We start from the raw sequence: 15,290 nt of genomic DNA on the forward strand, positions 1-15,290 counted from the left end.
GTGCTCGATTCGGCAATTTCGACTGGGGGAATTGCGTACATGTCCGCTGAGCGAGGCACGCGCCTGCACCTGACCGAGGCCCAGCTGGGCGTCTGGTTCGGCCAGCAAGTGGATCCGACCAACCCGATTTTCAACGTCGGTGGCTACGTCGAGATCCACGGCGCGGTCGCCGAGGATCTGGTCGAAGCGGCCGTACGGCGCACCGTGGCCGAGGCGGACAGCCTGCGCACGCGCTTCCTCACCGAGGGCGAGGAGCACTGGCAGTTCGTGCTGCCCTCGGTGGACTGGACGATGCCCCGTCACGACTTCCGCGCCGAAGCGGACCCGTGGCAGGCGGCGGAAGCGTGGATGCGGGAAGCACTGGGCCGCGCGATGGATCCCGGTTCGGCGCCTCTGTTCGCCTTCGCCCTGCTCGCGGTCGCCCCGGACCGGCACCTGGTCTTCCAGTGCTACCACCACCTCGTCGCGGACTCCTACACGATCGGCCTGCTCTCCCGACGGATCGCCGAGGCGTACACCGCGCTGGAGGCCGGGGAACCGGTGGGGGAGAGTCCGTTCGCACCGCTCGGGGAACTGGTGGAGCGCGACCGCGAGTACCGCGGTTCGCCGCGCCGCGCGGAAGACCGGCGGTTCTGGCTGGACCGGCTCGACGGCGGGGCCGAGCCGGTCGGCTTGTCCGGGCGGCAGGTGAGCACGGCCCGTGCCACGGTCCGGCGGCTGGCCTCCTTGCCGCCCTCCGTCGCGGCAGGGCTCCGCGACCTGGCCTGGCGCGCCAGGATCGCGTGGCAGTGCGTGCCGATCGCGGCGCAGGCGATCCTGCTGAAGCGTTCCACCGGGGAAGCAGATCTCGTGCTCGGCCTGCCGGTGACGACGAGGGCGGGCCGCGCCGCGCAGCGGATACCCGGCATGGTCGCGAACGTCCTGCCGTTGCGAGTGACCCTGCGGCGCGGTATCACGCTGGCCGAGCTGGTCCGGCACGTGCACGAGCGGCTGCGGGAAGCGTTGCGGCACCAGCAATACCGGTACGAGGACCTGGCTCGCGATCTCGGTCTCGTCGGCGGCGACCGGCAGCTGACGGGCCCGCACGTGAACATCATGGCGCTGGCCGGTGAACTGCGCTTCGGGTCGTTCACCGCCGCCGAGCGGTACCTGTCGATCGGCCCGGTGGACGACCTGTCGATGTCGGTCTACGACAACACCGGTGACGACGGGCTGCGCGTCGAGTTCTACGGCAACCCGGACCTGTACGACGAGGCCGAGATCGAAGCGCACCAGCGGCGGTTCACCGCGCTGCTGGGCGAGATCGCCGCGGCTGGTGACGAAACCCCGATCGACCGGCTCGAGGTGCTGCCGGCCTCGGAGCGGGAGCGTCTCCTGGTCGAGTGGAACCGGACGGACCGGCCGGGCGGTTTCGAGGGGGTCGTCGAACGGGTCAGGACCGTCGCCGCGCGGCGACCGGACGCGGTGGCCGTCGTGGACGACGACGGCGAACTGAGCTACACCGATCTGGTCGGCCGTGCGAGCGCGCTGTCGAGGCGGCTGCTCGCGGGTTCCACCCCGGCTGGCCTGGTCGCCGTTCTCGGTACCAACGGCCCCTGGTTCGTCACCGCGGTGCTCGGGGTACTGGGCGCGGGCGGCGCGTACGTTCCGCTGGACCACGATGCGCCGACGGCGCGGAACGCCGCGCTACTCGCCGACAACGGCATCACCCGGCTGGTCGCCGGGCCCGGTCACCGCGACCTCGCCGAGCGGGTCGCCGCCGCCGCGGGGCACCAGGTCGAACTGCTGGTCATCGACGATACCGCCGACTCGCCAGGCGAGCTCGTCCCGGTGCGCGGCGCGGAGGACGACCTCGCGTACGTGATCTTCACCTCCGGCTCGACCGGCCGCCCGAAGGGTGCCATGGTGCACCGGCGGGGCATGGTCAACCACTTGCTGGCGAAGGTCGAGGACCTCGATCTGTCCGAAGTGGACACCCTCGTGCAGAACGCCCCGCTCACCTTCGACATCTCGGTGTGGCAGATGCTCGCTCCGCTGATCGTGGGCGGCCGGGTGCGCACCGTCGGCAGGGACGTCGCGGCGGACCCGGTGGGCCTATTCGCGCGGGTGGCCCGTGAAGGCGTGTCCGTGCTGGAGGTCGTCCCTTCCCTGCTACGCGCGGCCATGGACGCGTTCGACGCCCGTGCTCTCTCGATGCGGGTCCCGGCACTGCGGTGGCTCGTGGTCACCGGCGAGGCGTTGCCACCCGACCTGTGCGCGCGCTGGTTCGCGCGATACCCGGACGTCCCGATGATGAACGCCTACGGGCCGACCGAATGCGCCGATGACGTCACGCACGCGGTGATCGACCGCCCTGACGGCCTCGGCTCCTCCCGGATGCCGATCGGCAGGGCCGTGCGCAACACGCGGCTCTACGTACTCGGTGACGAGCTGCGCCCGGTACCGACCGGGATGGCGGGGGAGTTGTACGTCGGCGGGATCGGCGTGGGCAGGGGCTATCTCGAAGACCAGGCGCGCACCGCGGCGGTGTTCTTGCCCGACCCGTTCTCCTCGGTCCAGGGGGCTCGGATGTACCGCACCGGTGACCGGGTGGCCTACCGGTCCGATGGGCAGTTGGAGTTCCTCGAACGGCGCGACCACCAGGTGAAGATCCGCGGCCACCGCATCGAGCTCGGCGAGGTGGAGGCCGCGTTGCGCGCCCTCCCCTCGGTCGCCGACGCGGCCGCCGGCGTGGACACCGATCCGGCCGGTCAGAAGCGGCTGGTGGGTTACGTGGTCGGCGTGGCCGAGCCCGTGCGGTTGCGCGCCGCGGCGGCCGAGGTCCTGCCGGACCACCTGGTTCCCGCCGCCTTCGTGGTGCTCGACGCGATTCCGTTGACCGCCAACGGAAAGGTCGATCGCAAGGCCCTGCCCGCGCCGGACTTCACCACGGCCGCGGCGGGCAGGGCGCCGCGGACGCCGAGGGAGGAGATCCTCTGCGGACTGTTCGCTGAGGTGCTCGGCCTGCCTTCGGTCGGAGCCGACGACGAGTTCTTCGCGCTCGGCGGGCACTCCCTGCTGGCGACTCGGTTGATCAGCCGGGTCAGGGTGGTCCTCGGCGTCGAGCCGAGCATCCGCACGGTCTTCGAAAACCCGACCCCCGCTGGCCTCGCCAAAGCGCTCGGCGAGACCTCCGAAGCCCGTCCCCTGCTGCGGCGGCTGGCGAGGCCAGCGGAGATCCCGCTTTCGTTCGCGCAGCGGAGGCTGTGGTTCATCAACAAGCTGGAGGGGCCGAGCCCGACCTACAACATCCCGCTGGCGATCCGGCTGAGCGGGACTCTCGACCGGGATGCGTTGCGGGCAGCGCTCCAGGACCTGGTCGTCCGCCACGAAGCGCTGCGTACCGTTTTCGGCGAATCGTCCGGGGTGCCGAGCCAACGGGTACTGCCCCCGGACGAGATCCACATAGGACTGTCTGTTGTGGATACCGATGAGGCCGCCCTCGACGCGGCGATCGCGGACGCGGCCCGGTACTGCTTCGACCTGGCGGCCGAGCCGCCGCTGCACGCGCGGTTGCTCGTCGTCGATCCGCGCCAGCACGTGCTGATGCTCGTCGTGCATCACATCGCCGGTGACGGCTGGTCGGTGGCCCCGCTGACCCGGGATCTCACCGTGGCCTACGCGGCGCGCGCCGAGGGCACGGCCCCGGCATGGGCGCCGCTGCCGGTGCAGTACGTGGACTACACCCTGTGGCAGCGCGAACTGCTCGGCGCGGAAGACGATCCCGGCAGCGTGTTCACGAACCAGCTGGCGTACTGGCTCGGGGCGCTGCGCGATCTGCCGGAGCAACTCGAACTGCCGTCGACGAGAACACGGCCCGCCGTGGTCAGCTACCGCGGCGACGTGCAGGGGTTCGCGGTGGAACCGGATCTGCACCGAGCGCTGCTCGCGCTCGCGCGGGACAGCGGCGCGACGCTCTTCATGGTCTTGCAGGCGGCGTTCGCCACTCTGCTGACCCGGCTCGGCGCGGGTACCGACATCCCGGTCGGCAGCCCGATCGCCGGCCGTACCGACGAGGCATTGGACGAACTGGTCGGGTTCTTCGTCAACACGCTGGTGCTGCGCACCGACACCTCGGGGAACCCGAGCTTCCGAGCGCTGCTGGACCGGGTCAGGGAAACCGATCTCGCCGCCTACGCGCACCAGGACATGCCGTTCGAGCGGCTGGTCGAGATCATGAACCCGGCCCGGTCCCTGGCCAGGCAACCGCTGTTCCAGCTCATGCTCGTGCTGCAGAACGCGCCCAGCGGTACCGCGGAAGCTCCCGGCCTCGAACTCAGCGCCGCTCCGGTCGGTGCCGGAGTGGCCAAGTTCGATCTCACCCTCAGCTTCACCGAACGCTTCGACGCCGACGGCGGCCCCTCGGGACTCGACGGCGTCGCGGAGTTCAGCACAGATCTGTTCGACCACACCGCGATCCGCGAACTCACCGGCAGGCTGACGGCCTTGCTGACGGCGGTGACGGCGGCGCCGGACGAACGCATCGACCGGCTCGTCCTGCTCGTGCCCGGTGAACGGGACCGCCTGGTTTCGACGTGGAACGACACGGCTCACCCGGTGCCGGAGGACGCGCTGCCGGTGTTGTTCCGGCGGCAGGCCGAGCGCACGCCGCGTGCGGTGGCACTGGTGGCGGGGGACACCGAAGTGTCCTACGCGGAGTTGAACGCACGGGCGAACCGGCTCGCCGGCCAGTTGATCGGTCACGGCGCCGGACCGGAACGCATCGTGGCACTGGCCATTCCGCGTTCGGTGGAGATGGTGGTGGCCCTGCTCGCCATCGCCAAGACCGGCGCCGCCTACCTGCCGCTCGACCCGGACTACCCGGCGGAACGGCTCGAGTACATGCTTGCCGACGCTGGACCCATGCTCGTCGTCACCACCGCGGGGGCGGCGGAAAAACTGCCAAGGCGGCCCGTCGTGCCCCGGCTGGTCGTCGACGAGGCCGAGACGGCAGCGGCGATCGCGAGCAGGCCGGACGCGGATCCCCGCGTCCGGATCCCCCCGGCAGCCGCGGCCTACGTCATCTACACCTCCGGATCCACGGGGCGTCCGAAGGGCGTGGTCGTGCCGCATGGTGGTATCGGCAACCTCGCCGCCACGCACGCGGCCGGCGCCGGGAGCCGCGTGCTGCAACTGGCCGCGCTCAGCTTCGACGTCGCGGTCGCGGAACTGTGCATGGCATTGCTGAGCGGTGCGACGCTCGTGCTGCCCGAACCGGGCCCGCTCGCCGGTACCGCGCTCCTGGATACGTTGTCCCAGCGGGAAATCACGCACCTGCAGGTGACCGCCGCGGTGCTCGCGACGGTCCCCGAAGGCGATTTGCCCGCGCTCGAGGACTTGATCGTCGGCGGCGACACGCCTGCCCCCGAGGTGGTCGCGCGGTGGGCGGGCGGTGTGCGGATGCGCAACGCCTACGGTCCGACGGAGACGACCGTCTGCGCCACGATGAGCGCTCCGCTCACGGCAGGCCAGGTGCCCCCGATCGGACGTCCGCTGTGGAACACGAGGGCCTACGTGCTCGACAGTGCCTTGCAGCCGTTGCCGTCGGGCGCGATCGGCGAGCTGTACCTCGCCGGCGCGGGGGTGGCGCGAGGATACCTCGACCGGCCCGCGCTCACCGGGGAGCGGTTCGTCGCCGACCCGTTCGGCGCGGCGGGCGCGAGGATGTACCGCACCGGGGACCTCGCCCGGTGGACCGCCGAGGGCGAGCTCGTGTTCGCGGGCCGAGCGGACGAGCAGGTCAAGATCCGCGGATTCCGGGTGGAACCGGGTGAGATCGAGGCGGTGGTCGCCGAGCACCCGGGCGTGGCGCAGACAGCCGTGGTGGCCAGGCAGGATCCAACCGGTGAGCGCGGGCTCGCGGCCTACCTCGTCCCGGCGCCCGCGGACGACCGGGGCGGGGCCGAGGACGAGCAGCACGTCGGCAGGTGGCAGCTCATCCACGACTCGCTGTACGACGAGCAGGGCGGGGGCGAGTACTCGGGCTGGAACTCCAGTTACGACGGCACGCCCATCCCGCTCGACCACATGCGGGAATGGCGCTCGGCCACGGTTTCGCGCGTGCTGGAGCTGGAGCCTCGGCGGGTGTTGGAAATCGGCGTCGGCAACGGGCTGATTCTGGACGGGGTGGCGCCGCAGTGCGAGGAGTACTGGGGAACCGACTTCTCCGGCTCGGCGATCGAAGCCCTGCGGCGTCGACTGGATGACACCGGCCTTGCCACGAGGGTACGGCTGGATGTGCGGTCCGCCGAGGACGTGGCAGACCTTCCCGCCGGCTACTTCGACACCGTGGTGATCAATTCGGTCGTGCAGTACTTCCCCGGCGCCGACTATCTGCTCGAAGTGCTGCGCAAGGTCACCGGCCTGGTCGCGGCGGGCGGCGCGGTGTTCGTCGGTGACGTGCGCAACCTGTCCTTGCTGCGATGCCTCAACACCGCGGTTCAGCTGCGCAGGTCCGCGCCGTCGGATGATCCGGCGACCGTACGCGCGCAGATCGAACAGAGCGTCGTGCTGGAGGAGGAACTGCTGGTCGATCCGCGGTGGTTCGACGAGGTGGCCCGCGACATCGGTGATGTCGGCGCGGTGGACGTGCGGCTGAAGGCCGGTGCGCGGCACAACGAGCTGACCCGCTACCGGTACGACGTCGTCCTCCACATCGGACAGCAGGCGGCGCGGTCCGTGCGCGCGGCGCCGAGCCTGCGCTGGGGTCGCGAGATCGCCGCGTTCGACGACCTCGCGGAGCACCTCGCCACGCGGCCACCGATGGTGCGGGTCACCGCGGTCCCGAATGCCAGGACACGGCACGAAGCGGCGGCGGCGCGGCTGTTCGAAAACGGGAGCGGGCTCGCCGAGGTGCACCGCAGGCTGCGGGCAGGTGACGAGCGCCCGGTGGGCTGGGAACCGCAGGCGTTCCATGAATTCGGCGCGCGGCACGGCTATCGCGTGGCGACGACCTTCTCCGGCGGGGCGTCCGACGGCGCGTTCGACGCGGTGCTGGTCGACGCGACGGTCACGGGGGTGTTGGACGGGACTTACCTGCCGCCCGCGGACGAGCCAGGCGACGCGGATCCCCGGCCGTACACCAACACCCCGGCGGCCACCCGCGAGATCGGCGGTCTGGCGGCGTCGGTGCGCGCCTGGCTGCGGGAACGGCTGCCGGACCACCTGATGCCGACCGGTTTCGTGGTGCTCGAGGCGCTGCCGCTGACGCCGAGCGGGAAGCTCGACCGCAGGGCGCTGCCCGCGCCGGAGTTCGGCGTGAGCGGGGCGGGCAGGCTGCCGCGCACCCCGCAGGAGGAGGTCCTGTGCGGGCTGTTCGGTGAGGTCCTCGGTATTCGCGGCGTCGGAGTGGACGACGGGTTCTTCGACCTCGGGGGGCATTCGCTGCTGGCGACGAGGCTGGCCAGCCGGATCCGCGCGGTGCTCGGCGTCGAGGTACCGATCAGGACGCTGTTCGACCGGCCGACCGTGGCCGCGCTCGCCGAGATCGTGGACGGGGGGCACGGCAGCAAGGCACCGCTGGTGGCGCGGGTGCGGCCGCCAAAGGTGCCGTTGTCGTTCGCCCAGCGCCGGTTGTGGTTCCTCAACCAGCTCGAAGGACCGAGCCCGGTGCACAACATGCCGCTCGCCGTGCGCCTTACCGGTCCGCTCGACCACCGCTCCCTGGAAGCGGCGATCGGCGACGTGGTGGCCAGACACGAGAGCCTGCGAACCGTCTACCCCGAGTCGGACGGCGTGCCCTGCCAGGAGGTACTGGCGCGGTTCGATCCCGGACTATCCTTTGTGGACGTTTCGCCTGCCGGACTGGACTCGGCGCTGGCCGAGGCGGCGCGCCGGCCGTTCGACCTCACCGCCGAGCCCCCGGTGCGGGTTTTCCTGTTCGCCGCACACCCCGGCGAGCACGTGCTGCTGATCGTGTTGCACCACATCGCGGGTGACGGTTGGTCGATGGCACCGCTGGCCAACGACGTCGGCCGGGCTTACGCGGCGCGCTGCCGGGGCGAGCAGCCGGCGTGGGAGCCGCTGCGCGTGCAGTACGCGGACTTCGCGTTGTGGCAGCACGAAGTGCTCGGCGACGAGGACGACCCGGACAGCGTGCTGTCCCGCCAGATCCGGTACTGGCGCGACCGGCTCGCGGGTCTCCCGGAAGAGCTGAACCTCCCGGTCGACCGGCCGAGGCCCGCCGCGGCGAGCCATGTCGCCGGAAGCGTGCCGTTCGAGCTGGACGCCGACCTGCACGGGGCGCTGGCCGAACTCGCGCGCGACCGGCAGGCGAGCCTGTTCATGGTGCTGCAGGCCGCGTTGGCGGTGTTGTTCACCCGCCTCGGCGCCGGTACCGACATCCCGCTCGGTGTTCCGTCCGCCGGGCGGACCGACGAGGCGCTCGACGATCTTGTCGGCTTCTTCGTCAACACCCTGGTCCTGAGGGTGGACACCGCGGGGGACCCCAGCTTCGCCGAGTTGCTGGACCGCGTGCGCGACACCGATCTCGCCGCTTTCGCCCACCAGGACGTTCCGTTCGAGCGGTTGGTGGAGGCGCTCAACCCGACGCGTTCGCTGGCGAGGCATCCGTTGTTCCAGGTGATGCTCGCGTTCCAGAACAACGCCGACGCGGGACTGACGCTGCCCGGTCTCGAGACGAGCTCGGAGCTGGTCAGCGTCGGCGCGGTCAAGTTCGACCTGCTGATCAACATCGGCGAGCGGTTCCAGCGGTCCTCTTCGGGAGACGTCGCGGGCGGTGTGGGCGGCGTCGTGGAGTACGACACCGCCCTGTTCGACCGGGACACGGTGGCCGGGCTGGTCACGCGGTACGTCCGGCTGCTGAGGGCGATCGTCGCCGATCCGCTGGCGCGGCTCGGCGGGATCGACCTGCTCGACCCCGCCGAGCGGGACCGGTTGCTGCTCACCTGGAACGACACCGCGGGCGTGGGCGCTGTGCGGACACTTCCCGAACTGTTCGAGGAGCAGGTCCGCCGTACCCCCGATGCCACCGCGGTGGTGTTCGGGGACGACCAGCTCAGCTACCGCGAACTCGACGCCGAGGCGGACCGGCTCGCGGCAAGGCTGCGCGCGCGGCAGATCGGCCCCGAGCGGCTGGTCGCGGTGGCGTTGCCGAGATCGATCGACATGGTCGTCGCCATGCTGGCCGTGCTGAAAGCGGGTGGCGCGTACCTGCCGATCGACCCGGACTACCCGGCGGACCGGATCGCGTTCATGCTGACCGACGCCGAGCCCTCGCTGCTGATCACCACCGGTGCCGCCGGGCCGGTCGTCGCGTCCGGCCCGCCGCGGATCCTGCTGGACGAGCCGGTCGGTGAGGACGTCGCGATGGCCCCGAACGGGCCACGGGCCGAGGTGGCCAACAGCGCGTACGTCATCTACACCTCCGGTTCCACCGGACGGCCCAAGGGCGTGACGGTCACGCACACCGGGATCGCCGCCTTGGCGGCGACCCTGCGCCGAGGAGTCGGCGCGGGCGAGGGCGGCAGGGTGCTGCAGTTCGCCTCGATCTCCTTCGACACCGCGGTGTGGGAGATCTGCATGGCGCTGCTCACCGGCGCGGCGCTGGAGATCGTCCCCGCCTCCCGCAGGCTGGGCGAGGCGCTCGGCGAGTTCCTGACCGAGCGGCGGATCACGCACCTGACCCTGCCGCCGTCGGCACTGGCGGAACTGCCCGCCACGGGGGTACCCGAGGGAGCCACCATCGTGGTGGCCGGGGAAGCCGCGTCCGCGGAGCTGGTGCGGCAGTGGGCCGCGCGCGGGCGGATGCTGAACTCCTACGGCCCGACCGAGACCACGGTCGACGTGACACTGTGGACCTGCCGGCCGGACGTCGCCGGTCCCGTCCCGATCGGACAGCCGGTCGCCGACACCAGGGTCTACGTGCTCGACGGGTTCCTGAACCCGGTGCCCGCCGGGTGCGTCGGCGAGCTGTACGCCGCGGGTACGGGACTCGCGCGCGGGTACCTGAACCGCCCCTCGTTGACCGCCGAACGGTTCGTCGCGGACCCGTTCGGCCCGGCGGGCGCTCGGCTCTACCGCACCGGCGATCTCGCGCGCTGGACCCCCGATGGCGAGCTCGTCTACCTCGGACGCGCCGACGACCAGGTCAAACTGCGCGGGTTCCGGATCGAACCAGGTGAGATCGAAGCCGTGCTCGCGGAGCACGCCGGAGTCGCCGCCACGACCGTGCTGGTGCACCGGGACGCAGCGGGCACCGAACGGCTCGTCGGCTACGCCGTCCCGGTCCCGGGGTCCGATGTGGACACCGCGGCGCTGCGCGCGCACCTGACCGCGCGAGTGCCGGACTACCTGGTTCCCGCGGCGATCGTACTGGTGGACGCGATGCCGCTGACCCCGAACGGGAAGGTGGACCGCAGGGCGCTGCCCGCACCGGTGTTCGGCTCCGCGGTCCCCGGCCGTGCGTCGCGAACGCCGCAGGAAGAAGTCCTGTGCGGGCTCTTCGCCGAGGTGCTCGGCGTGCCATCGGTGGGTGCTGACGACGGGTTTTTCGAACTGGGCGGGCATTCGCTGCTGGCGACCAGGCTGATCAGCCGGATCAGGGCGGCTTTCGGCGTCGAACTGGAGGTGCGCAGCCTCTTCGAGGCCCCGACCGTGGCGGCACTGGCCGAGCGCCTTTCCAGTGCGGGAGCTGCCCGCCCGCCGCTGCGGCGGTCATCGCGGCCCGCTGTGCCGCCGTTGTCGTTCGCACAACGACGGCTGTGGTTCCTGCACCGGTTGGAAGGACCGAACCGCACCTACAACATGCCGTTGGCGCTTCGCCTTTCCGGCGAGCTGGACCACGCCGCGTTCGCCGCGGCGCTCGAGGACGTCGTCGGGCGGCACGAAACCCTGCGCACCGTGTTTCGTGAAGTGGACGGCGATCCCGCGCAGGTGGTGCTCGATGCCGTCGAGGCGAAGCCGGTGCTGCGCGTCCGCGAATGTGACGAGGCGGCGTTGCCCACGGCGCTCGACGAAGCCGCGGCCCATCCGTTCGATCTCGCCGCCGAACCGCCGCTGCGCGCCGAACTGCTGGTCCTCGGCCACGACGACCACGTGGTGCTGCTGTTGCTGCACCACATCGCCGCCGACGCCTGGTCGATGGCGCCGCTGGCGCGCGATCTCGCGCAGGCGTACGCGGCCAGGCGTGCGGGCGAACGACCCGCGTGGGCGCCACTTCCGGTGCGGTATCTCGACTACACGCTGTGGCAACGCGAACTGCTCGGCGACGAGGGCGACTCCGGCAGCCTGTTCGCGCGTCAGGTGCGGTACTGGACCGACGCGCTCGCGGACCTGCCCGAGCAACTCCGGCTGCCCGCCGACCGGCCGCGTCCGGCGGTGGCCTCCTACCGGGGCGAGGTGCTGTCCTTCGAGATCGACGCCGGTCTGCACCGGGCGCTCCGCGAGCTCGCGGACGCGGAGAACGCGACCCTGTTCATGGTGCTGCAGGCCGGGCTCGCGAGCCTGTTCACCCGGCTCGGCGCCGGTACCGACATCCCGATCGGTAGCCCGATCGCCGGTCGGACCGATGAAGCGCTCGACGAGTTGGTCGGGTTCTTCGTGAACACGCTGGTGCTGCGCACCGACACCTCGGGTGACCCGGACTTCCGGGCACTACTGGCCAGGGTGTCCGACACGGCGCTGGCCGCCTACGCCAATCAGGACGTGCCCTTCGAGTACCTCGTGGAGGTGCTCAACCCGGTTCGCTCGCTGGCGCATCATCCGCTGTTCCAGGTGATGCTGGCGCTGCAGAACGCCCCGGAGGCGCGGTTCGCGCTACCGGGGATGACCGGCACCCAGGTGGACATCGGCACCCGCAGCGCACGGTTCGACCTGTTCTTCAACCTGGCCGAAACCTTCGCCGAGGACGGCACCACGGCGGGGATCAGCGGGTTCGTGGAGTTCAGCACCGACCTGTTCGACCGGGACACCGTCCAGGCCGTGATCGGGCGATGGTTGCGGTTCATGACCGCCGTGGCCGCGGATCCGCGGCAGCGCATCGGTTCGGTCGGGCTGTCGACCGCCACCGAACTCGAGCAGCTCGCCGCGTGGAACGAAACCGGCGCCGAGATCCCCGACGATTCCCTGCCGGGATTGTTCCAAGCGCGTGTTCACGAGGCTCCGGACGCGCCCGCGGTCACGTCGGACGGCGTCACGCTGTCCTACGTGGAGGTGAACGAGCGCGCCAACCGGCTGGCGTGGCACCTGATCGAGCGCCGGATCGGACCGGAGTCAGTGGTGGGTCTCGCGCTCCCGCGGTCGGTCGAGTTCGTGATCTCGTTGCTCGCCGTGTACAAGGCCGGGGCGGCGTATCTCCCGATCAACCCCGACTTTCCCGGTGAGCGCAAGGCGTTCCTGGTGCGCGACGGGCGGCCGGCGGTGGTCGTCACCACCAGCGCGGTGCGCGCCGGGCTGCCGGAACTCGGCGGTGTCGGGCTTGTCGTGCTCGACGAACCCGCCACTGTCGAGGCGCTGGCCGGACGGGCGGCCCGCGATCCCGAGGACGCGGATCGCACCGCACCGCTACACCCGGCGAACCCGGCGTACCTCGTGCACACCTCAGGATCGACGGGACAGCCCAAAGGCGTGGTGATCCTCGCCGGCGCGATGGTCAACGTGATTCATTGGCACGGCACGGTCTTCCCGCCCGGTGAGGGCGTCCGTACCGCCCAGTTCACCGCCATGAGCTTCGACGTGGCCGCACAAGAGATCCTCGCTTCCCTGGCACTGGGCAAGGAATTGGTGATCCCGGACGAGGAGACTCGCCGCAGCGGTGAACTGTTCGCGCGGTGGCTCGACCGGCACCGGGTCAGCGAGTTGTTCGCGCCGAACCTGGTCGTGGAGGCCGTGTGCGAGGCGGCAGGTGAACAAGGGGTCGCGCTCGACGGACTCACCGATGTCGCGCAGGCCGGTGAGGCGATGACGCTGAGCGGGCGGGTGCGCGAGTTCTACACCGCGCACCCCGGGCAGCGTTTGCACAACCAGTACGGCCCGACCGAAACGCAGATGATCTCGGCGTACCGCCTCCCGTCCCGGGTCGAGAACTGGCCGGGGAAAGCGCCGATCGGGCGCCCGCTGCCGAACATGCGGGTGTACGTGCTCGATCCGCAACTGCGCCAGGTTCCCCCCGGCGTGCCCGGCGAGCTGTACGCCGCCGGGGTGGGTCTCGCCCGCGGGTATTGGCATCGGTCTGGTTTGACTGGGGTGCGGTTTGTGGCGTGTCCGTTTGGTGGTCCGGGGGAGCGGATGTATCGGACGGGGGATTTGGTGCGGTGGTTGCCGGGTGGGGATTTGGAGTTTCTCGGGCGGGTGGACGATCAGGTGAAGGTTCGGGGTTTCCGGGTGGAGTTGGGGGAGATCGAGGCGGTGTTGTGCCGTCATGACCAGGTTGTCCAGGCAGCTGTGCTGGCGCATGAGCATCGTGTGGGGGATGTGCGGTTGGTGGCGTATGTGGTCGCGGTGCCGGGTGTGGAGGTGGACGGGGCCGTGGTGCGGGAGTGGGTGGCGGGGGTGTTGCCGGATTATTTGGTGCCGTCGGTGGTGGTGGTGCTGGACGCGTTGCCGGTGACGGTGAACGGGAAGGTGGATCGGCGTGCGTTGCCGGTACCGGAGTTCCCGGTGGTGTCGGGTCGTGGCGCACGGTCGTTGGTGGAGGAGATCCTGTGCGGGTTGTTCGCCGAAGTGCTGGGTGTGCCGTCGGTGGGGATCGATGACGGGTTCTTCGGGTTGGGTGGGCATTCGTTGCTGGCGACGAGATTGGTCAGCCGGATCCGTTCCACGCTGGGGGTGGAGGTGCCGATCCGGGCGTTGTTCGAGAACCCGACGGTAGCGGGCCTCGCCACGGTAGTGGGGGGCGCCGGGGCAGGGCGTCCCGCGGTGGTACCGGTGCCGCGCCCCGAAGTGGTGCCGTTGTCGTTCGCGCAGCGGCGCCTGTGGTTCTTGGATCAGTTGGAGGGGCCGAGCGCGACCTACAACATTCCGCTCGCGTTGCGGTTGTGTGGTGTGGTGGACGTTGATGCTTTGCGTGAGGCGTTGGTCGATGTGGTGGCCCGGCACGAGAGCTTGCGGACGGTTTTTCCGGTGGAGGGTGGGGTTGCGCGGCAGGAGGTGTTGCCGCTGGCGGATGCCGGGCTTGGGTTGTCCGTTGTGGACGTTGAAGCGGATCGGGTGGGTGCGGTGGTGGATGCCGCGGCTCGGGAGCCGTTCGAGTTGTCGTCGGGGCTGCCGGTGCGGGCTTGGCTGTTCCGGGTGTCCGCTGAGGAGTTCGTGTTGCTGGTGGTGGTGCACCACATCGCGGGTGATGGATGGTCCCTGGTGCCCTTGGCCAGGGATCTGGCCACGGCATACACCGCCCGCTGCGCCGGTGACGCACCGGAGTGGGAGCCGTTGCCGGTGCAGTACGCCGACTACGCGTTATGGCAGCGCGACCTCCTCGGCGACGAAGACGACCCCGACAGCGCGATGTCCCGCCAGATCGACTTCTGGCGCACCGAACTGACCGATCTGCCTCCCGAACTGCCGTTGCCGGTGGACCGGCCGCGTCCGGCGGTGTCGAGTTATCGCGGTGGTGCGGTCGCCTTCGAGATCGATGGGACTGTCCACACTGGTCTTGTGGCTTTGGCGCGTGCTTGTGGTGTGACGGTGTTCATGGTGGTGCAGGCGGTGTTGGCGGTGGTGGTGTCGCGGTTGGGTGCTGGTACTGATGTGCCGATCGGGACGCCGGTGGCGGGTCGTATGGATGAGGCGTTGGATGATGTGGTCGGGTTTTTCGTGAACACGTTGGTGTTGCGGACCGATGTGTCTGGTGACCCGACCTTCCGGGAATTGCTGGCCAGGGTCCGCGAGACCGATCTGGCCGCTTTCGCCAACCAGGACGTGCCCTTCGAACGCCTGGTGGAGGTAGTCAACCCGGAACGGTCGTTGGCCCGTCATCCCTTGTTCCAGATCATGTTGACGTTGCAGAACAATGCCGAGGCTGAGGTGGGGTTGCCGGGTTTGGTGGTGGAGCCGGTGGGGGCGCGTACCGGGGTGGCGAAGTTCGATGTGTCGGTGAGTTTGCGTGAGGTGCGCGGTGCTGGCGGGGTGTTGGGTGGGTTGGTTGGTGAGATCGAGTATGCGGTGGATTTGTTCGATCGGGACACGGTGGTGGTGCTCGGGGAGCGGTTGTCGCGGGTGTTGGCGGCGGTGGTGGCCGATCCGGGGCAGCGGGTGGCGGAGTTGGAGGTGCTCTCCCCGGCCGAGCGTGCCCGGGT

The 15,290-nt window shown here is 70.5% G+C and carries 1 protein-coding gene (cut by a window edge); it reads left to right on the forward strand.

Translation table 11 applies throughout. The features are described 5' to 3' along the window. Window positions 1-15,290: the 5' portion of a non-ribosomal peptide synthase/polyketide synthase gene (locus tag HUW46_RS39975; RefSeq protein WP_256451401.1), read on the forward strand. The gene runs 9,556 nt beyond the window's last position; 15,290 of the gene's 24,846 nt are visible here — the first part of the coding sequence; it begins with the start codon at window positions 1-3; the stop codon falls past the right edge of the window.

The organism is Amycolatopsis sp. CA-230715, assembly GCF_018736145.1.
In the GTDB taxonomy this organism is placed as follows: domain Bacteria; phylum Actinomycetota; class Actinomycetes; order Mycobacteriales; family Pseudonocardiaceae; genus Amycolatopsis.